This is a genomic window from Zhenhengia sp., from assembly GCF_046966505.1.
GTDB classification, from domain to species: Bacteria; Bacillota; Clostridia; order Lachnospirales; family Cellulosilyticaceae; genus Zhenhengia; species Zhenhengia yiwuensis.
In genome coordinates this window covers 41485-64156 of record NZ_JBKVCH010000007.1, presented here as the reverse complement: position 1 = coordinate 64156, position 22672 = coordinate 41485, and the positions used below count along the sequence as shown (strand labels likewise).

At 37.1% G+C, this 22672-nt stretch carries 17 protein-coding genes; all 17 read right to left on the bottom strand.

The window, feature by feature from the left end:
- Positions 1-390: 390 nt before the first annotated feature.
- Positions 391-717: a DUF1540 domain-containing protein gene (locus ACLTBU_RS09325; protein WP_177671381.1), complete on the bottom strand. Its 327-nt coding sequence runs from the start codon at positions 715-717 to the stop codon at positions 391-393.
- Between the two features lie 76 nt (positions 718-793).
- Positions 794-1300: a hypothetical protein gene (locus tag ACLTBU_RS09320; RefSeq protein ID WP_177671380.1), complete on the bottom strand. Its 507-nt coding sequence runs from the start codon at positions 1298-1300 to the stop codon at positions 794-796.
- A 78-nt stretch (positions 1301-1378) separates the two neighbouring features.
- On the bottom strand, positions 1379-5002 hold the full coding sequence (locus ACLTBU_RS09315) for a multicopper oxidase domain-containing protein (protein ID WP_412218657.1): 3624 nt from the start codon (positions 5000-5002) through the stop codon (positions 1379-1381).
- Positions 5003-5028: 26 nt separating this feature from the next.
- Positions 5029-5265, bottom strand: a complete 237-nt coding sequence (locus tag ACLTBU_RS09310) for a hypothetical protein (RefSeq protein WP_412218656.1) — start codon at positions 5263-5265, stop codon at positions 5029-5031.
- A 12-nt stretch (positions 5266-5277) separates the two neighbouring features.
- Complete coding sequence (locus ACLTBU_RS09305) at positions 5278-5628, bottom strand: hypothetical protein (protein ID WP_177671377.1); 351 nt, start codon at positions 5626-5628, stop codon at positions 5278-5280.
- Positions 5629-5769: 141 nt separating this feature from the next.
- A complete protein-coding gene (locus tag ACLTBU_RS09300; RefSeq protein ID WP_412218654.1) occupies positions 5770-7044 on the bottom strand; it encodes an AAA family ATPase in 1275 nt (424 codons plus the stop codon).
- Between the two features lie 236 nt (positions 7045-7280).
- Positions 7281-7985 carry an L-ribulose-5-phosphate 4-epimerase gene (locus ACLTBU_RS09295; protein WP_412218653.1) on the bottom strand — a complete coding sequence of 235 codons (705 nt, stop codon included), beginning with the start codon at positions 7983-7985 and terminating at the stop codon, positions 7281-7283.
- Positions 7979-9625, bottom strand: coding sequence for a ribulokinase (locus tag ACLTBU_RS09290; RefSeq protein ID WP_412218652.1), 1647 nt, complete (start codon positions 9623-9625; stop codon positions 7979-7981). Before ACLTBU_RS09290 ends, ACLTBU_RS09295 begins: the two co-directional genes overlap by 7 nt.
- 11 nt (positions 9626-9636) lie before the next feature.
- Positions 9637-11127, bottom strand: a complete 1491-nt coding sequence (gene araA / locus ACLTBU_RS09285; RefSeq protein WP_412218650.1) for an L-arabinose isomerase — start codon at positions 11125-11127, stop codon at positions 9637-9639.
- Positions 11128-11178: 51 nt separating this feature from the next.
- Complete coding sequence (locus tag ACLTBU_RS09280) at positions 11179-12201, bottom strand: ABC transporter permease subunit (protein WP_412218649.1); 1023 nt, start codon at positions 12199-12201, stop codon at positions 11179-11181.
- A complete protein-coding gene (locus ACLTBU_RS09275; RefSeq protein WP_412218648.1) occupies positions 12198-13253 on the bottom strand; it encodes an ABC transporter permease in 1056 nt (351 codons plus the stop codon). Before ACLTBU_RS09275 ends, ACLTBU_RS09280 begins: the two co-directional genes overlap by 4 nt.
- On the bottom strand, positions 13246-14769 hold the full coding sequence (locus ACLTBU_RS09270; protein WP_412218647.1) for a sugar ABC transporter ATP-binding protein: 1524 nt from the start codon (positions 14767-14769) through the stop codon (positions 13246-13248). The genes ACLTBU_RS09275 and ACLTBU_RS09270 overlap by 8 nt, the downstream gene beginning before the upstream one ends.
- A 190-nt stretch (positions 14770-14959) precedes the next feature.
- Positions 14960-16033, bottom strand: a complete 1074-nt coding sequence (locus ACLTBU_RS09265) for an ABC transporter substrate-binding protein (RefSeq protein WP_412218645.1) — start codon at positions 16031-16033, stop codon at positions 14960-14962.
- A 190-nt stretch (positions 16034-16223) separates the two neighbouring features.
- Positions 16224-17660, bottom strand: a complete 1437-nt coding sequence (locus ACLTBU_RS09260) for a sensor histidine kinase (RefSeq protein WP_412218644.1) — start codon at positions 17658-17660, stop codon at positions 16224-16226.
- A 14-nt stretch (positions 17661-17674) separates the two neighbouring features.
- On the bottom strand, positions 17675-19294 hold the full coding sequence (locus ACLTBU_RS09255) for a response regulator (RefSeq protein WP_249332184.1): 1620 nt from the start codon (positions 19292-19294) through the stop codon (positions 17675-17677).
- Between the two features lie 316 nt (positions 19295-19610).
- Complete coding sequence (locus ACLTBU_RS09250) at positions 19611-20963, bottom strand: sulfatase (RefSeq protein WP_412218643.1); 1353 nt, start codon at positions 20961-20963, stop codon at positions 19611-19613.
- A gap of 24 nt (positions 20964-20987) precedes the next feature.
- Positions 20988-22643, bottom strand: coding sequence for an extracellular solute-binding protein (locus ACLTBU_RS09245; RefSeq protein WP_249332186.1), 1656 nt, complete (start codon positions 22641-22643; stop codon positions 20988-20990).
- Positions 22644-22672: the final 29 nt, after the last annotated feature.

Here is a 22672-nt window from a genome sequence, read left to right as displayed (position 1 = left end):
AAAAACTTCACATTCCCTATAATATAAATGTTCCATTTTGCACATTAATAATCTATATTGTCAATATTTATTCTTTATTTTATATCTTATGTCGCAAAATTATTAAAGGTGCTTAAGTTAAACCTAAAATACGGGTATAGACATTCACATTTAAAAACCAAAAGACCACCAGAGAGGGATTTTCTGGTGGTCTTTTCTATTAACGATGGAGGTTGTTAATAGTTTGAAATATATGTAATTGCTTTTGTCTGTGGTAAGATTATATTACCATAGTTGAGAATGTTTTTCAATACTTTTTTGAAAAAAATTCTCAAAAACTTTCAAAAGACACTTAATGATAAAAAAGAAGCAGTAAACTGCTTCTTTTTTGTATTTTATATTTCTAATTCTTTAATCTCTTCCACAACGGAATGTTCCACATTGTGTATCATGGCTACAAGTACACGTAGAAGCACCTGCAATACCGATTTCTTCTGCATTACAAACTGTATGGTGGTTAAAAATGCAATTATCCGCAGTACATTTTACATCTACGACAGCTTGAACTACATGTTCTTTATTACTTAAAGTATATTCTGTTGCATCAAAGCTGGCACAGCATGTATCTTCTACATTCGTTGCACCTTCTCCATTTCCATCCACATTAATAGCGTTAAGGGTACAATATTGTTCTTTATTATAAGAGCAGTTATCTACTGTACATCTTAATTTTGGCATAAGTCATTCCTCCTTTTTAGAAATTAGTATGCCAAATACACTATCTTTTTATAAGTCTCAACGCTTTTCTTTAGTCTTAAATCTTTGTATTCTTTAAAGTTTTAATTGTGATTTCGAGTTCATACATACGTTCATCTAAAATATGATAAATACTTTCATCTAGTAGAAGGGTAAACTTATAATGATTAAACTGCTCAATAAAAGCCCCCGCTAAATAAGTAGTCGCATTTTCATCATCTTCACATACGTAAAAAAGTTCATTGGCATTAGTATAAATCACTTCCCTTTCATCTGAAGCAATAAATCTGTATCCCCCTACACTAACACCATATTTGAGAAAACGTTTATTCAAATCCTTAATAGATTTTATGACTTCCTTAGCACTTTTAAGATGCATACCATCAAGCTCTTTAATCTCAGCCTTAATCTCTTCAAGACCTCTTTTACTTTCTTCATAGCTTACAATAAGCAGTGCCACTGTATTTTTAAGCTGCATCTCCTCTTCAGAACGAATCGGATTTGGATTTGCTTTAACTTTTTGTGTATTTTTCCCGTTACCTGGGAACTGATAAACTTTTGCCATGGTATTTCTCTCTTTCTACTTCATTTCACTTTTACTGTTAGTATATCATAGCTTTTACTTTTTTAGTAAAACTAAAATTTAAACCACATTTAATGGAATAATCTTTTCATTATCTTGACGTAATACTCTCATAATGCCCCACATACCTTGTTCTATATCCCACGTAATATTAGCTGAACGGTACATATAATCCCCTGGCTCACCTGTTCCGCCTGAAGCACCTTCTAATAATTCTCTCTTGTAATCGCCGCCAATAGTGATTGCGCCTTGTACACCTATAATCTCAGAGTATTTATCTTCACTTTCTGCATAACTTGCATGACCATGTAAGTCAAACGTGGTGGCTCTTGGTTTATCTGCTGGCATTAAGACTTTAACCGTTACAGGGTCATTTACTCTAGCATACAGAATTGGTGTACTTGGATCACCCACGCCTTGCGAAGCAAACACTTCACTAATCTCTCCCCCAGCTTCTAATCTATTAAGGAATGGCTCACTTCTAAGGTTATACCCCTTCATACCTTGGTCTTCATCATCAAATTCTTCCTCCGCACCTGGTGGCAGAATTTCTCCCCCTTTATTTTCAAGATAAATACCATTGTGTGGCATAACAATAAATTGTCTATAATTTGGAATGAATGGATTCGTGATGGTCAACTGCTCACCTAAATCCTTTAGTTCACCACTAAAGGAATCATAATGCTTTGAGCCTGCTTCTACTACACCAATAGCCCCAAATAATCCATGTTTTCTATGATTCATCACATCTGCTAAATCTACAACTAAAGCTTCATTAACCATCTCTTCATAGTACCACCTATAAGTAATGCTCTCGCCTACACCTATAGTCTGATCTGGATTAAAACCTACTGTAGCACCATCAGAACCTAGTACATCATAAATGGCATATTGACTATGCATAGAAACTCTTGGACTATATGGCCACTCTGCTTGAACAGGCACCTCTGGGAATTGTGGCACCTCTACCTCTTCTTTCATAAGATTGGTTAGCGTCAATTCAATGCCTTCTCCTCCATTAATAGTAAAAATAAAAGGTTTCGGATTCATTTTGCCTTCTAATACATCCTCTGCCTGGTCAAAAGGTACAAAAACCATACCAAATGGATCCCGATCTCCAAATTTGTTATATTCAATAGGCACCTGAACAGCTGCTACATGAATGTAATTCACTTTAGCACCTTCTGGATAAGGATTACCTGGGTGTACTGCCTTTTGAGGTGGCATACCTGTTCGACGAGGTAATGGCTGTGTCCTTGCTGGCAATTTAGGCCTATCGTGTAGTTTCTTAAGAAATGGTACAGAAGTACCTCTTACTCTAGTAATCCCCCATGTTCCTAACCACAAATCATCTATTGCTCCTGAATAGTACAGTGTATCAAAATCTTGATTATAATCATTGGATGGAAGCTCAAATTCAAAAGTAAAAGCCTCTGAAATACCAATATGCTGTTGCTGAGTAAGTGGTGAATCTACATCCATTCGGTCTCTGTGCCAGATGAATCGATTAAAGTTAATAGAATGAGATTCTTCATGCGCACCATCTAAAAGCCTTACTCTGACAGGGTCACCCGCATAACCTTGGAAAACTGGCGTCCATGGATCACCATGTAAATAAGAACTTAGTACATACGCAGGTTCTCCACCTCTAACTTGGAATGGTGCATTGGTATAGTTGAAAGCCATAACACCCATATCTCCAATCATACCTAGTACCTCTGGTGGATTAAGTGGCTCATTCTTAGTATTGTAAAGAGGTACAAAATCGTGCACAGCTAGGCAGAACTCCCTAAAGTCTGGGATAAATGGATTTTCAATAATAGCTTGCGTTCCTGCACGCATTGGTTTACCTGTAAAACTATCTCTAAAAGTAGAACCTTCTGGTTCTATAATCAATCCACCAAATAAGCCATGGAATTGATGGGAGTTAGCAAATAAGTGGTCATGGAAGAAACAAGTTTTAAGATCTACATCTGCAAACCATCTGAAGATAACTTCCTGTTCATGCCTTGCACCTGTGAGATAGTTCCATCCTGTGTTAGCTCCATCAGAAGATAAAACATCAAATTTTACAAAGTGTACGTGTGTAGAAGCAAAGATAGTATTTGTTAAAAGTTGAAAGCCATTAGGTCCAAGCTGTTCAGGTAATTTATTGGTAAAGTGAATCTCTATACATTCCCCTGCCCTCGCCCTAATATAAAGAGGTTCTGGTTTCTTACGGCCTGCCCTTATATCAGCTTCATCTTCTTTGAGTACATAAAACCTACCTTCCGGATCATGCCATCCTGCCTCATTATAAGTTAGCTCCATCTGTATAGCTACAATATCATAACGTCTGATTTTAGTACATCTTGGGCATGGATTAACAAAGAGTGCCCCGGGCTGCCAATTTGGTGCAAGTGCGTTACACTCCTTCTCTGTAATTGGAAAATCATCTCCATTTGGATGGGTTCTATCCCATCCAATAGGTGGAACGGGAGCCCTCCTGCCTACTGTACCTGGGATAAAAAGTGGAAATCCAGGTCTCTTAGGTGTAGGTTTTCGTGGACATGGCCTATCTGGTAAAGGCTGAAGCTTTGTAATAGGTGTACCATCTGGGTAAAATCTGGTGCCATTCTCAAACACATCATGAATTCTAAAAATCCCCCACATACCTTCAGTAAAGTGAGGATATAAGTGACAGTGATAAATAACATCCCCATAAGCTTTCTGCAAGCTACCTGCTCCATATAAAATATCGAAAGTAAAAGACTGCCCTGGACTTAATGCTCTTGAGTCATTAAGGAAAGACTCTTGATCCATTTTCTCTGAAAGCCATTGATGAAGGTGAAGATGGAAAATATGCGTTTCCTGTACACCACCATGCACCACATGCCATCTTACAGGGTCTCCTACATAAGCTCTTGGCAAAACATTATCTGGTGGATCCCCAAATACCCATGAGTCATGATGAACTTCTTCTCCTTCACATTCAGGACACAATGACTCATGCATAATAAGATGCATTTTATTACGCATAGGCTCTGCCCTGTAGTTAATGGAATGTGTCATTTCGGGTGCGTTGGTCATAGGATCTATTGGCACATTACCATTTTTATCCTTAACAGGTGCCTCATCATGGAAAATAGTGACATATTCCCTCCAGTCGGGTACAAATGGATGATGAATATCTGCGAAAACACCACTTTTAAGATACTCCCCTGTCTGTGGATGAGTCCATTTACTACCTGGCATCTCCACTACAATAGCCCCAAATAGTCCATGAATATTGCTACCTTCCTCTGTACTTTTGGCATTGCCTAAATCACTAAAATGAAAAGTCCCCTGAATAGTTGCTTCCCACGTGTAAATCAGCGTTTCATTTGGCTGCGCTACTGTATTCTCATTATCTCCTACAAATGCTCCATCTGATTGCTGTATTTTATAGGGTAAGCCTTTTATATTAATCGATGCAGGAAAGTTTAATCTGTTTGTAAAGGCTATTTCTACTGTGTCTCCTTGATGTGCTCTTATAACAAGTGGCTGTACAAGCTCTACCATTCCTAGCGGATTTGCCTTAATTGCTTGTCTTATAGTTTCTATATTGTCATTTAAAACATACATTAGCCCATTCGGGTCATTGTCTCCATATTTATTATATACAATAGGCACCTGAATGGCCGATACATCAAAATGTCTAATCATCTACATCTCTCCCTTTCGCCATATCCCTATTGCATTCGCAGGATTTCCCCCTCATTTTCTTCTACATATAAAGCTGCTATATTAGCAATATTTAAGTTGAAGTCTTTTCCTTGGAATTGCAGTGGTACCCCAAATTCTGCAATAATATTAATATGGTCCCCCTGCACATCATCTAATGTTCCCACTATAAAGAATGGAAAAACTTCTATCATCACAAGTGCTCTTCTTCCTATGCCCTGGCTTAACTTTTCAGATAATGTCATTTCCTACCCCTCCTAATATAATGGAAATCTTGTATTACAATCAAAAGGCATATACCAAATCAACTGTATAAGTGGAATAATTAATTTTGTTGGAAAAATAAACTCTGGTGCATTGCTCATTTTAATATTAACAATTTCTAGTTCAATATACTGATCACTTACTTCTATTAACCTCCCACACATAATAGGTCTAAAAACTTGGTTGAGTATATTTAATTGATTGGGTGCTAGAGTAACTAGTATACATTGGCCCAAAAGTTCTTTTAACTCATTAGCAACTTGCGGTCTTGACAAAATACTTTCCCCTGTCGTCTCTGTTCCTCCATTACAGCAATGATCATGATTATAACTCTCTTTACTCATCTTAACCCTCCTTTAACCTATTTATTTTGTACTAATAGGTTCTTTTTAATATAATACGCAGACTTGCCCTACTGGGTGTCCCTTTTAAAATAAAAAAATAGAATCTAAGGAAATCCCTTAAATTCTATTTCGGATATGTATTTATTTTATAACTTCACGCATTTTTCCCGCATTTCTTAAACTTTCTCGGAGCGTATCATTATCTGAGCTTGCATAAAGCCTTTCTTTTTGGACTTTTAAATGTAACTCTTTTAAATAATTTTCCCTCATATTCTTCTTGCGAGGCATCTTTTCTAAATAAATATATTTGTTGTCCTTATTTAAAGTTGTAAAAATAACATGGTTCTTATCGAGTTTTTCTAAGGTGCTTAGACTTTGAGCTGTAAAAATAAGTTGCCCTTCCATTTCACTCGCGAACACTTCCATAAGCTGATTAAGTAAGGGTTCAAAAATTCTATTATCTAAATCATCCACAATCATACAAATATTTCGCTTATTATACACAGCAATAAGTACACCTAAAAGAGTAATCAACTTCTTTATTCCTTCTGATTCATATTTTAAAGGTATCTTTCTTCCCTCTCTTATAGAAACAACTTGAGTCTTCCCATCTTCTTGATGCTCTACCTCTAAGTTTAAGCCTGGTATAAGAATCCCTATCACCTTATCCATCTGCTCCACACGCCTAACAAAAACTTCATATTGATTTCCCATTATTAAGGAAGTATCCATTAGGCGCTCCATAATCCCAATATGGCCTGTTGCCATAACAAACAGTTGAAAATACCCAAATTGATGGAAGGTACGCAAGATTTCCACTAAAAGATTCCCAAGTCCTAGTTTCTCTCTAAAAATCTGCTTATTTTGTTTATTGAAAATAAAAGAACGCTGTAAGTCCCTTACGAGAAGCTTTCTATCTTCTCCAAGAACTTTTTTATAACGAGGCGCTATTTTAAAGTACTCCTCCTCATTCGCCCTATATTCTATGAGTATAGGTTGTACTTTCCATTTACCCTCTTTTAAAGTACTACAGACTAGTTTTTCTCCTAGTACATTTAAATGTCCACCTGTTTCATCTCGTCCTAGTTCTACCTCATATGCTACTGTATATTTGTCCTCCCCAACTTGAACAAAAAATTCAAACTCTAATACTGCAGTAGGTTCATCTATTGAAATCACATATGCCATCTTGTCTGGCAAAGCCTCTCCTAAAATAAGTGCCTGTAAAATAATACACGCATCTATAACGGTACTCTTTCCAGATCCATTGGGGCCATAAATCCCAAGCATATCTCCCTTTTCTAAATTCATATTTTTTCTGAGCTTGGAATAATTTTCAAACTTTATCTCCCCTTGTTTTACATTCTTTAAGTTTCTAATCTTTATCTCTGTAATTCTTACCATACAATTCGGCATACTTTCCTCCTTACGTCCTTATTACATATAGCATACTTTACATAAAAAGACAATTAGAAAACGTTTACCCTAGTCTATTAATTTCCTATATAATATCCATATTCTTGTTAATTTTTTCCTAGATGATACGATCTATATACTCATAGCGATAAGCTTTCTTGAACTCTAGGTATATCCTAGAGTGCCTGTTTATACAACAAAAAAGGAGTTAGACTTTATGTCTAGCTCCTTTTAGCTTAGCCTATCTTCTCCTGCCCATAATAAGCATTTTTACCATGCTTTCTTAAAAAATGCTTATCTAGCAGTTCCTGCTGCATGTTTAATGTCATGCCTCCTTCTCTTAAAAGCGCTGTATGAAAAGCCATCTTGCTCACTTCTTCTAGTACCACAGAGTGGTATACAGCTTCCTTAGGTGTGCGCCCCCAGGTAAAAGGTCCATGTTCTCTTACCAGCACTCCAGGTACTGCTAGTGGATGAATGTCTTTAAAGGTTTCAACAATGACTTTGCCCGTTTCTTTCTCATATTCACCTTCTATCTCTGCCTTCGTCATAGCCCTAGTACAAGGAATGGGACCATAAAAATAATCTGCATGAGTAGTGCCTAGGGCTGTTACACTTTGACCAGCTTGTGCAAAGCTTACTGCCATAGAAGAGTGGGTATGCACGATCCCCCCTATTTGAGGGAATGCCTTGTAAAGTTCTAGGTGAGTTGGTGTATCAGAAGAAGGTCTGTAGCTCCCTTCTACTACATTGCCTTCTAAATCTACAACAACCATATCACTAGGCTTAAGTTCATCATACTCTACCCCACTTGGTTTAATGACTACCAAACCTTTTTCTCTGTCAATGCCGCTTACATTCCCCCATGTATAAACGACTAATCCATGTTTAGGAAGTTCTAAGTTTGCTTCATAAACCTCTTGTTTTAATGCTTCTAACAAAGTTTACTCCCCCTCTCTATAAAGCCGCCTATTTCTGCATATTCCTGATACAGCTTGTTATATAGCTTTACCATTTTAGGTTCTGGCAAATAGACTCTCTCTGTTGGACTCGCCATGTGAGCTTGTGCCTCTTCTACAGTTTCATACACCCCACCTACTACAGATGCAAAGATTGCTGCCCCTAAGGCTACAGCCTGCTCCGCCTGGGCTACATTGATAGGCATCCCGAGTACGTTAGCTACAATCTGCATATTGAGTGGAGACTTTTTAGCAACACCTCCGATGGCAATCACCTCATTAATTTCAGCACCACATTTTCTAAACTGTTCTACAATAGCACGTGCGCCATAAGCTGTGGCTTCAATTAAGGCCCTGTAAATTTTAGCTGCATCCGTTCCTAGGCTAATCCCCAGTATAGCACCTTTTAAGTTTTGATTAGCATAAGGTGTTCTTCTACCATTCATCCAGTCTATTGCAATGACTCCACTTTCTACAGGGTCTACTTCACTTGCTTCTTTTTCAAGTTCATAAAGCATTTTCTTTTCAATCTCTGCTCTTTGCACTTCGGGCACATGCTTAAGCGGCCATGCTAAAAGCTTCTTATACCAAGCATATACATCCCCAAAAGCAGATTGACCGGCTTCCATCCCTAGCATACCTTTAATAACGGACCCATCTACCTGCCCACATATGCCTTCTACTAAAATATCTTTCATAATCTCCATATCTTCCATTAAAATATCACAAGTAGACGTTCCCATAACTTTCACTAACGCTTTAGGCCTAATATTGCCACCTACAGCACCCATATGGCAGTCAAAGGCGCCACATCCTACTTTTACACCTTCAGGTAGTCCTAGTGTCTTGGCCCATTCTTTTGTTAGTATACCTGCTACTTCATCAGCAGTATAAGTCTCTTCAAACATTCTATCTCTCATACCTTCAAGCAGAGGGTCTATACCTTTGAAAAATTCCTCACTTGGTAGTCCATTATAGGCTTCATGCCACATAACTTTATGTCCCGCAGCACATCTTCCTCTTTTAATAGCTTTAGCATCTTTTACACCTGTAAGCAGTGCTGGAATCCAGTCACAGTGTTCTACCCAGCTATAAGCCGCTTCTCTTACAGCTTCATCATCTCTTATAACCTTTAAGAGCTTTGCCCATAACCATTCTGAAGAATATACGCCTCCTATATACTGAGTATAGTCGGTGCCCCCCCAAGTCTTAGCATAGTTTGTAATTTCTGTTGCCTCCCTTACTGCTGTATGGTCTTTCCATAAAATAAACATGGCATTAGGATTTTCTGCAAACTCTGGAAGAAGTGCAAGAGGAGTTCCTTCCTTATTGATAGCACAAGGTGTAGAACCTGTTGTATCTACGCTAATACCTACAATATTTTTTGTAACTTCAGGTCCTACTTTTTCTACAGTATTTACAATAACAGCCTTTAATCCTTCTATGTAGTCTAATGGATGTTGTCTAAATTGGAATTTATCTGCATTGCAATACAAACCTTTCTGCCATCTTGGGTAGTAAAACACATGACTTGCAAGTTCAGTGCCGTTAGTGGTATCTACAATAACGCCCCTACAGGAATCACTGCCATAATCAATACCAATGACATATTTTTTATCCATATTTCTTCCCCCTACCTGAACTTCCAAATAAGTTCATTCGTTTTAAGCATTTGTTTAAGCTCTAAAATATCTGTCTTTTCATTAATCACTACATATTCAATATCCATCATTTCTGCCCAGTCTACTAAATCCTCACACGTTACCTCATAAGAAAAGACTGTGTGATGAGCGCCTCCTGCCAAGATCCATGCTGTAGCACCTATCTCCATGGAAGGTTTAAGCTTCCATAAAGTTCTTGCTACTGGTAAGTTTGGCATATCCTTTTCAAGTTTTATGCCTTCTACCTGTGCAATGACTAATCTAAATCTGCCACCCATATCAATAAGAGATGCACAGACTGCTTCACCTTCATCTCCATTAAAGACAAGCCTTGCAGGGTCTTCCTTATCCCCTATACTTAATGGATGCACTTCAATACGTGGCTTTGTACTTGCAATAGTTGGGCATACCTCCAGCATATGTGCACCTAATACACATTCATACTCTGATGCCATGTTATACGTATAGTCTTCCATAAAAGATGTTCCTTTGTTATCTGCAATAATCTTCATCACTCTTGTTAAAGCAGCCACTTTCCAGTCCCCTTCACCACCATAGCCATAACCTTTTTCCATTAATCTTTGGGTTGCAAGTCCTGGAAGCTGTTTCATGCCATGTAGGTCTTCAAAGGTGTTAGTAAAAGCACTGCAGCCCCTAGCTTCTAAAAATCTCTCTAAGGCCATTTCCATTTTTGCCTGCTCCCTTACACTTTCATAGAACTTCTCACCAGCTATACAATCTGGTGCAAAGTCATAATGCTCTTCATAAATTTCTATAAGTTCATCAATTTCTTTTTCTGTGACCTTTTGCATTTCTTCTACTAAATCACCTACACCATAGCCATTAATAGACCATCCAAATTTCACCTGAGCTTCTACTTTATCCCCTTCTGTCACAGCTACTTCACGCATGTTCTCTCCAAATCTTGCTACCTTTAAAGAGTGTCCCATACTTGCTGCAAGGGCTACACGTACCCACTTACCAATACGTTTTTGTACCTTTTCATCTTCAAAGTAACCTACTACTACTTTGCGATTAATACCCATACGTGTATAAATAAAGCCATGCTCTCGATCGCCATGAGCAGATTGATTCAGATTCATGAAGTCCATATCAATGGTATCCCAAGGAATCTCCCTATTTCTTTGTGTATGAAGATGTAGGACAGGCTTCGTTAAAACCTTCAAACCGTTAATCCACATTCTAGAAGGTGAGAAGGTGTGCATCCAAGTAATGACACCTATACAATCTTCATCCCTGCTTGCTTCCATACATAAAGTGTGTACTTCTTCTGGTGTCTTTACTGTAGGTTTCCATACAATGCCTAGTGAAATATGAGGAGATTGATTAAATGTATCGACTATATATTTAGCATCTTCTGCTACATGCCTTAAACACTCTTCTCCATAAAGATGTTGACTCCCTGTAATAAACCAAACTTTTTGTTTACTCACCTTGATCACTCCTTTGTTTGTATTTGCCCTATTCTTATTTTTATTACTTATTATTTTTCCTTATTTTTTCTTATCCTTAAGCTTTGCAAAAATACTTTGCAGAATAATAAAGAAGCAAAGTAGTGCTGCAATAACAATCTTAGTCCACCATGAAGATAAGGTGCCTTGGAATGTAATAAGTGATTCAATAGTTCCTTTAATGAGTACACCAAATAAGCTACCTACTACACTTCCTACACCACCCGTTAGAAGAGTTCCCCCTATAACCGATGAAGCAATGGCTTCCATCTCAAAACCACGTGCCTGTTCTACGAAACCACCGCATGAGTTGAGGCAAAATACAAAGCCTGCTAGACCTGCTAGGAAACCATTGAGTACGTAAACTTTCAGCTTAGTGCGCCTTACATTTAGCCCCATAAGAAGAGCGGACTGTTCGTTGCCCCCTACTGCATAGATAGAGCGCCCAAAGGCTGTGTATCTAAGTACGATGAAGGCAATGATTAAAATCACTACTGCAATGACTACACTAGGGTAAATATACGGATAAACTAGATTCCCCTTTTTATTCACTGTAGCTAGAAAAGGTAAGTAGATTTTAGAGTTAGCCATTTTTAAGAATGTCTCATTAGTAATACTAATCATATCTGAACTAATAACAGCCGTCATACCTCTCGCAAAGAACATGCCCGCTAGAGTTACAATAAACGGTTGTATTTTAAGATAAGCCACAAAAAAGCCTTGTACTAGACCAAATACGCCTCCTACAATAAGGACAAGGACAATACTCACAACAGGATTCATCGCCTGTTTTTCCATCATCCAAGCTAGCATCATACAACTCATACCAATAACTGAACCAATGGAAATATCAATACCTCCTGTAATGAGTACCATGGTCATACCTACTGCTGCTACAATCAAACTAGCATTATTAATAAAGAGGTTAAAAAATACTTGTGGTTTACCAAAGTTTTTATCACTAAAAATAAGTACCCCTGCAATATAAAGGGCTATGAATAGCAAAATAGTAATCATAAGAAGAAAACTGTTCCCATCTAATCGCTCTCTTACTTTCTTAATCATTGTTCCACCACCCTTTCTACATTTTGGGTGCTGTTTTTAACACGCATATGTTTCATCCATTTTTTAAGTTCTGGTGACTGTAAAGCTACAATAATAATAACCACAATAGCTTTATAAACAGGTAACTGGTCAGCCGTTACCTTCATAGCATATAAAGAAGTGGTAAGTGCCTGAATGGTAATAGCACCAATAACACTACCTGCTATGGAGAATTTACCGCCACCTAGACTGTTGCCTCCTAATGCTACTGCCAAAATAGCATCTAGCTCAATATTCAGTCCTGCATTATTAGCATCAATAGAATAAATACGAGATGTAATAATAAGCCCCGCTATCCCTGCACATAATCCGCAAAATACATAAGATAAGAACTGAATAACTGTTGCATTAAGACCTACTAACTTAGCTGCCTTAGCGTTAATTCCTACAGACTGAATGTAAAGGCCAAGTGCTGTCTTCTTTAAAATCAGACTGGTTACAATGACTACAATAACAGCTACAAAAATAGGAGTTGGAATAGGTATCCCAGGTAAAAAGGCACCTAATCTTTTAAAAGAGTCTACTTTTACATAAAGGATATTTCCCCCTGTAATAAGCTGAGCAATGCCTCTACCTGCTGTAAATAAAATAAGGGTGGCTACCATAGGCTGTATTTTCATCTTAGCTACTAAAAAGCCGTTCCATGCGCCGCACAGTGCACCTGTTAAAACGGCAAGGAGTACACCAAAGATATAAGGAATCTGATAAGTCTCCCCTGTACCTAATGCCAAAATACATACAGCACCTGCAAAAGCACTGACCGCTCCTACAGAAATGTCTGTTCCACCTGATGCCGCTACAACAAGTGTCATCCCTACTGCTAGAATAATGAGTTCACTTGAACGGTTCAGTACATCTATCAAATAGCCATAAAGTACACCGTTTTGAATGGTAATATCAAAAAATGTAGGTGTTTTAATCAAGTTAAATAAGAGTACAATCACTAAACAAAAAAGTGGCCAAAATAAATGATAACCTGTAATCTTTTTCACAATTTCCTGCGTTTTACTCATTTGCCCCACCTCCCGCAATGGCTTTCATAATGTTTTCTTCGGAAAGTTCATGCTCCTCTAATTCCCCAACCTTTTGCCCATCTCTTAAAATAGCCATTCGATTGCAAGTACGAAGCATCTCTTCTATTTCAGATGAAATAAACATAACGGACATCCCTTCTGAGGCTAACTTCACTACCAGCTTTTGAATCTCTGTCTTCGTTCCAATGTCAATGCCTCTCGTCGGTTCATCTAGAATAAGGAAATCCGGTTGAGTGAGTAACCATCTACCTAATATGACTTTTTGCTGATTCCCACCACTTAACTGTTTAATAGGCACGTCTCTATGGGCTGTCTTAATTTGCAGAAGGTCAATATAACGGTCTGTAAACGCTTCTTGTTCCTTCTTGCTTAAAAGTTTAAAGACACCCTTTTTAGCCTGAAGGGCAATAATAATATTTTCTCTTACAGATAGATCTGCAATAATCCCTTCATCTTTTCTATTTTCAGGACAAAATGCCATTCCTACTTTCATAGCCTGAAGGGGCATACTCATATGAAGCTTATTGGCTTTAACTTCTAAGTTCCCTGCATCTGCCTTATCTGCACCATACAAGGTTCTAGCAAGTTCTGACCGGCCTGAACCTAAAAGACCTGAAAGTCCTATGACTTCTCCTTTATGAATAGTCAGGTCAAAAGGTTTAATTTTTCCCATACAGCCTAACTGTTTAGCCTTTACAATCACCTCTTTAGCCTCTTCTTTATCTAAAGCCTTTTCCTTTTTAATAGTCACTAGGTCATCAAAGTCTTTCCCCATCATTTTTGCCACAAGCTGAACACGTGGCAGCTCCTCTACTCTGTACTCACCTACTAAAGCACCATTACGTAATACCGTAATACAATCACACACTTCATAAACCTGTTCTAAGAAATGTGTAACAAAAATAATACCTACTCCCTGGCTCTTAAGCTGTCTCATAACACCAAAGAGTTTTTGTACTTCCTGCTCATCTAAACTGGCTGTGGGTTCATCTAAAATCAGTACTTTGGCAGATACATCTACAGCCCTTGCTATAGCTACCATCTGCTGAATAGCTACAGAGTAATTTTCTAGCGCCTTTGTTACATCAATTTGGATATTTAAGCCCCCTAACATTTCTCTTGCTTTTTGATTCATCCTCTTCCAGTCAATATGACCTCTTTTTCTAGGTGCCCTACCTACAAAAATATTTTCTGCAACAGACAAGTTAGGACATAAGTTAACCTCTTGATAGACTGTACTAATCCCATTCAGTTGTGCTTCCTGTGGTGATTTATTAACAATAGGTCTACTTATACCTGCAATTCTAATCTCCCCTGTCTCAAACTCCTCTACCCCTGTCAGTACTTTTATAAGTGTCGATTTTCCTGCACCATTCTCACCCATAAGGGCATGGATTTCACCACTTCTTAGCGTGAAATCTACATGAGAAAGTGCTTTAACGCCTGGAAAATTCTTACTAATATTTCTCATACTCAATAGTTCTTGCTCTCCCATAAAGCTTCACCCCTCTATATTGGATATAAAAAAGGTGTGAATGAGAACCCATTATTTTGGTCCTTGGTTCACACCTTTTGCATTTATTCTTTTGATCTTTTACTTAAATTTTAATTTCAACCTTTAGCCTTAATACCTTACTTTAATGCCATACAAATCCAAATCTAAATATCAATTTTTATCCCTACTCTTAGTAAACACGTGTTGGAAGAATTTCTGCTGCTGTATCAGCTGGGAATACCCCCTCTTCTACATATTGAATTTTTTCAACTTCTTCGCCATTCATAATAGCTTTTGCAAGCTCTGCAACACGTGGTCCATGAAGTGGGTTACATTCTACAGATACATTCATTTCCCCTGCAATCATAGATTCAAAAGCAGCTTTAACAGCATCAAAAGATACAATAACTACATCTTCTGCTGGTTTTTTACCAACTGCTTTAAGAGCATCAATAGCACCAAAGGCCATATTATCATTTTGAGCAATTAAGATATCAATTTGTTCACCTGATTTAAGGAAAGACTCCATAACTTCTTGGCCTTTTGCCTGTGTGAATTCGCCTGTTTGTTCTAATACGATAGAGTAGTTGCTATGTTCTTGAAGACCATCACGCACGCCTTTTGTACGACCAATTTCAGCTGATGAACCAATTGTACCTTGAAGTACAGCTACATTAAGCTGATCCTGACCGCGTCCAAGACCATCCATATATTCTGTCAGCCAATCTACAGCATCAAGTCCTTCTTGATAGAAGTCAGAACCCACCCAGCATGTATAAAGAGAATCATCAGATACATCAATCATTCTATCTACAATAATAACTGGAATCTCAGCATCTTTTGCTTCACCAAGTACGGTCTCCCATCCTGTTTCTGTTACAGGTGCAATAACTATAACATCTACTTCCTGGGAAATAAAATCCCTTACTGCTTTAATCTGATTTTCTTGTTTTTGTTGAGCATCTGCAAAGATTAAGTTAAAGCCATTTTCCTCTGTCAGGGTACCCTTCATAGATTCTGTATTGGCAACACGCCAGTCAGATTCTGCACCTACTTGGGAAAATCCAATTGTAATAAGTTCATCTGTCTTTTCTTCTGCCTCTTCTGCTGGAGTCTCTGTTTTTGTTTCTTCTTTAGCCGGAGCTTCTGTCTTCGTTTCAGTTTCTTTTGGCGTACTATTTTCTGCCGGTGCGCTACTACAACCAACAAGCGCTGTACCTACCATCGTTAAACCTAATAACATACTGACTAATTTTTTCTTCATAACTCTGCCCCCCCTGTTATTTTCAATAAACGTAATCACTTTCTATACTGCTATTATAAAAATAAACCTAAATTTTTAATACGGAATATATTTTTATTTCATTTCATTTTTTTATCTTGCTTTTATAGAAGTTAATTTTTTTATGAAAAAGGTATGTTTTTTCATTCTTAAAAAACATACCTTTTTCTTATTAGCTATTCATAATTTCTCTAGGTAAGCGTACTGTTACACTCGTACCTTGTTCATATGTACTTTCTATGATTAAACCATAAGCTCTGCCGTAGTTAAGCCGTATTCTTTCATTTACATTAGCAAGTCCAAAGCCTTTATCAGATGTATCTAACCTCCCCTTTTCCACACTTCTTCTAAGCCTTTCTAATTCATCCTCTTTCATGCCTCTCCCATTATCATGAACCGTTAGGAAAATATACTGCTCCTCATGACGTCCTTCTATATAAATTTTCCCTTTACCCCTTCTTTGTTTAATACCGTGATAAAGAGCATTTTCTACTAAAGGCTGCAAAGTCAATTTTAGTATTCTAAACTCCCCAATCTCTAAAGGGATACGAATCTCATATTCTAAAATATCAGCATATCTAAATTGCTGAATCTGCAAGTAGCTACGTATATGGCTTTCCTCTTCTCTCAAGGTAATGTAATCCCGACCTTTACTAAGTCCTGTCCTAAAAAACTCTGATAAAGCAGATACCATTTCCACTACCTCCTCATTTTGACCATCTTCTGCCATCCATATAATGGTATCTAAAGTATTGTATAAAAAGTGGGGATTAATCTGTTCCTGAAGCAACTTAAGTTCCATAACCCTTAAATTGATCTGTTCTTCTTTTACATTTTTAACCAGTTCTTCTATCTCTCCAATCATGGTATTAAAGCTCTCCTCTAGAGTAACTACTTCATCGCCTCTACTCCTAATTTGCTGCATGGTAAAATCTCCAGCACCTACCTTTTTCGTACGCTCACATAAATACTGCAACGGTTTTGTAATGCTATCTGAAATAGTAATAATCAAAATCCATGTAACAATGAGTACAACACCTAAAATTACCATACTGACTCTTAGCATATTATTGATATCTTCTTCAATAGCCTTCTTAACCTTTTCAAGCTCCAGTGCTTCGTAATACACATATTCCTGAATTTCATCTGTAATGAGCTCAGTGAAAACATAAATATCATTTTCTAGCATAAACATGTTTTCATCGTAATGCCCTGTCTCTTCACAGTTTTCTTTAATATGGCTAATTTTCTTTTCTAAAAGTTTCAGATTCCTTTGGGCCGCTCTTACCAACTTTTTATTAGAAACAAGACTTGTCCCTTCTTCTAACTGCTTAAAATAGACTTTACTCTCTTTTAATATATTTTCTACATTAGTATTTTCAAAGGCCTCAGAGCCTATTGCCACTCGGTACATGGCATAATCTACTTCCTGTTTAAAGTGCATATCAAACTCATTGGCAATATTAATATCCTTAATAATAGGTACGTAACGATCCGTATAGTTGCTGAATCTGACAATGAGATAAATAACAAGGCATACCATCGGCGTTAGCATAATCAACATAAAAAGTTTCAGCTTACTTCTTAAAGACATATTAGGGCATTTCATGTTAAGAGCCCTTTCTAAGATAAAGTTGACTTACGGTATTCTTTAGGTGTACAATTCTGTGTCTTTTTAAATAAATGGCTAAAATAATGTGGATCCTTATATCCTACTTCATAGCCAACCTCTAATGTTTTCATTGAAGAACACCTTAAGAGTTCCTTAGCCTTTTCCATACGAATCTGTGTCAAATAAGAAATAAAAGTCTGTCCTGTCTCCTGGCTAAAAATGGCACTAAAATGACTAGAACTCATATTCACATAATCAGCCACTTGATTAAGAGAAATACTTTCCTTATTATAATATTTTTTAATATAGTATTTAGCATCTTCTACTAAAGCCTTGTACCTTCTGCCACTCATAGCGTCTCTTAAGGATAATGCACCTGTCAGCAAAATCTCCAAGTAATGGCTTGCATCCTCTTTAGTCTGAATCACTGTATAGATCTCTTTTATATCACCACAGGCTTTGATCACCTCATCTTTTTCGTAGCCTAGTTGCTCCCCAAAAGCTATGACATTAAAATAAATATCCATCATAATATACTGTCTAAAAAGAAAAGACTCCATACCACCTTGTATACTTTTAATATAATTCACAATAAAATCTTGAAGCTGCTGCTTTGTACCGCTTCTTAAAAAGTCTTCAATTGTCTTTTTGTCCATATGCGTGAGATCCATTTCCCTTATACTAATGGCTTTGTCTCTTTGATTAAGTTTATACTGCTTTAAAGTATCATAATAAATGACTTTTTCATTCTGAAGCATATAACGATACGCTAGTGCCTGATTAGCCGTTTCAAAAGCATAGGCAATTTCACTTAATCTGCTAGCTCTGTGTCCTATCCCTATACAGTAAGAAGGCATAGAGTAATCCTTCATTTCCTCCTGAATAAGCGTAATGATTTCTTTTTCAAGTTCTTCTATATGAATGTTTGTCCCTTTTAAAATAAGAGCCCAACCTTCTGTTTCCCTATCGAATCCGATTACATCTACGCGTTCTTGCAGCCATGCCTGCAATCTATCTGTTATCCGACCCATAGGAAGGTTCTCCTCCTTAGCTTTTAAGTCAACACTTCCTTTAATAAGCACTACACTATACATCTTAGCCGTTAAATCAATAGCTAAAGACTTGGCCTGAGCAATAAGCTCTGTTGCCGAAAGCTTACCTGTTACCATATTATAAAAGAATTTTTTACTTGCTAGTTGCATACTCTCAAGACGTTCTAACTGACACCTCTCATAGTAAGCCTGCTTTTCCTGCTCTTTTCTAATAGCCTGTGCCACTTGATTCAAAGATTCCATAAGTTTCTTAGATGTAATAGGCTTTAGAAGATAGTCTGTTACACCTATATTAATAGCCTCTTTAGCATACTCAAATTCATCATATCCACTTAAAATAATAATCTTAACTTGGGGTAAATCCTTTTTAACCAGCTTACTAAGTTCTAGTCCATCCATAAAAGGCATTTTAATATCTGTGATAATAATGTCAGGCTTTACTTCTTGAATAAGGGGATAAGCCAATTCTCCATCGCCTGCTTCTCCTACTAGGCAAAAACCATTCTCTTCCCAATTAATGTTTTTCTTCATTCTTTCTCTTACTGCAAACTCATCTTCTACCAAGAATACCTTTAGCATCATTTTCCCCCACTTCTTCTCCCAATTTATACATTTAAGTCCTAGTGATTCTTTATAGTCATTATACCAAATTTTTAGAATTCATTGAACAACAAGTAAAAAATAAAACTACAACTATAGGTACACTTAACCCTATTACTTTTTTATCTCTATTTTTCCACTTCATTAGTATTTCCCCTAACTTATTGAATATCAAACTTTTACTGTATAGTCCTCATACAAACTCTAACCTATTTATAACTCAAATTTCATTTAATATAAGTAGAAACAGCCCCTTCCTATTTTAGGATGAGGCTGTTTCTACTTATACTAACTTTTATAACTGTATCTTGATTTCAAATGGGTCTTCAATTTCTTGTAACCAAATCTTTAACTTTTCAAGATAAGTTCTAGCGAGTTCTTTATTATCTTCTATAATATTGTTCATTTGGTAAGGGTCTTCTTGTCTATCATATAAGATGCATTGTTGCTTGCCGCCTGCTGCCGATAGGATAAAGGTGTATCTTTTATCCCTTATACCTCTTCCATAACCTTTCCCCTTTGGACCATCTACAAAATATAATGAGCTGTCTGGTGAATCTATATAATTACCACTGCACATATTCGGTGTAAAGTTATGCCCTACACATTCTTGAGGAATTTTATTATCAAGACCTACTGCTCCTAATAGGGTAGGCATAATATCTATAGTAGATAGCTGAGCATCCACATCTTGATGTTTAAATTGCTCTGGCCATCTCACAATAAAAGGTACACTAACTGCTTCTTCATACCATATATTTTTATGCATTAGTCCTTGACTACCCATCAGCTCTCCATGGTCCGATGTAAAAATAACAATGGTATTATCTTCTATCCCTTTAGCCTTAAGTGCCTGCATGATCTTACCAAAGTTCTCATCTATCCCTGTAATAGCAGCAAAATAATTTTTAACATGCTCCAGAGCTTCAGGGCAGTCTTTTACATTAGGTCTGACTAATAAATCTTCTGCCTCTTTTCCCTTGTAATAATCCAAATATTTTTGTGGAAATAAGTTAAAATCTGTATGAGGCGGATTGAATGAAACAAAAAGTGCAAAAGGCTTATCTTGTTTCTCAATATAATCTATAGCTACTTGGGTTTCATGTGCAACAGACCACTCCTCTACATCTATACGCTCCTCTACCTTAGCATCATTCACCCAATAATGAGGCTTCATATGATTATCCGCACATCCATAAGAATACCAAAAGTTAAAACCATGTCTTCCCTTTCCTGGTGGCGTGTAGGCATCCCATATGAGCCCATCTCCGCGCCTACCTTCTGTATAGTCGCTATGCTCCTCCTTTGGTGCATCTAAATGCCACTTACCTATGTAGCCTAATTCATAGCCATTCTCAGATAAAATATCGGATAGGCAAAGCTGATCCTCACGTAGATAACAACCTTTAGGCGCACTTCTTGAATTACAATTGGTAAAGATATGATTTTTATGCGGATACAGCCCTGTCAGTAAAATGCCTCTATAAGGGCTACATACTGGATAATTACTTACGGCTTGATTAAATACTACGCTCTCTCTAGCAAACTGGTCTAGATGTGGTGTAATAACTGGGTCTTCCCCCATATAACCTATGGCTTGCCTTCTAAATTGGTCACAAAAGATATAAACAAGATTGGGTTTAGCCATACACTGACCTCCTCTTCTTTTATTTTATTGTTTTATTTTATCGTATGTTGCTTGCTGCATTTCTACATAACGTGCTACATTTAATTTTTCTAATTTATTAAGGTGTTCTTGCCATTTTGCATCATCTATGCCAGATAATACGGATTGTGCTACGAAGTTCTTAATATAGTTATCAATTTCTACTGATAAGTTCGCCTTTTCTTCTGTAACTTCTAAACTCTCAAAAACAGGTAAAAGTACTTCTTCTGGGTAATAAGGCTCTACGATATCAATACAAGCCTCTCTTTGCTTACCTAATGGATCATCTTTCATAACAAAGTGTTCTAAATCACCTAATGTAATAAACATAGGTGCATGAGGTCCTGCTGCTTTTGAATACCTGTACTCCTCTTTACCTACACCTTCTGGTAAGTTCGTAACGTACCAGTATTCTCTTGTTTCATCATTCATCTCCCAAAGTACACCACGTTCTCCAAAATTCCAAAGCATCTTTGTCTCAAAATCACTATTTATATAATCAAACCATCTTACTAAGGCTTCTGGATTTTTACATGCTTTTGTAATAACAAATCCACCACTCCATCCTGCAAATTTATTCTTTGCACCATCCCAAATCGGCTCAGCTACTGAAGATTTTAATGGTGGAAGTGGAATGTATTGACTATCGTTTGCATCTCCTACTACTGCATTAGGTAAGAAAGCTAAAAATGAGCCTACTACCATTTGTTGTCCTTTAGAATTATATTGTTGCTGTGTCTGGCTAAAGCCTTCTAAGTCCAGTAAACCTTCATTCGCTAACTTACTATAATAACGAAGTGCCTCATAGTATTCTGGCTTTTCAGGTGCAAATTCAACCTTACCCTCTTCAATCATAATATGCGTTCCATCGTCTTTTATGCCAAATGCACCCAAAAGCATCCTAAATTGTGAAGCATAGAATTGCTGACAAAATGATAGCGGAATTTCATCTTCAATACCATTTCCATTAGGGTCTTTTTCTTTAAATGCTTTAAGCACTTCATAATATTCTTCTACTGTAGTTGGTACTTCTAATCCTAAGTTATCCAGCCACTGTTTATTAATAAATAATACGCCTGAAGTACTATCATTACGTGAGCTATGTGTATTGGTCATAAAGGAATAAATCTTACCATCTTCTTGCTCTAACATTGTTTTAATCTCAGGATATTGATTATAAACCTCTGCTACTGATGGTGCATATTTATCTATGTAATCCCCTACTGGTACGAGTTGCGGAAGATTTTTTACAATAGAAGATGTGTCAATTCCTGTTGCAATGGCATCTGGCAACTCCCCTGAAGCAAACATAATATTGATTTTTTCTTGCCAACCTGTTGAAGGAATCTCCATCCATTTAATTTTGATGTTTGTATCTTCTTCTGCTTTAATAACCGCTGGTTTATTTTCATAGGTATCTTTAGCAAGTGGATGGCCTATAACAGCAATAGTGAAAGTTTCTTTTTCTTTCACAATAGGAAGCCCTTCTACATACAGATTCCCTTCCATTTCACGTGTTGTACCATCTTCTGCCGTTTCTACTGTCACTTCTTTTGAGCTACTACTTTCCTTATTTCCTCCACCTGTACTTGTACATCCTACCAGCATTACACCTACCATCATAATTGTAGTCATTTTAGATAACATACGTTTAAGCTTCATAACTCTTCCCCTCTCTTTTATTTAAATTA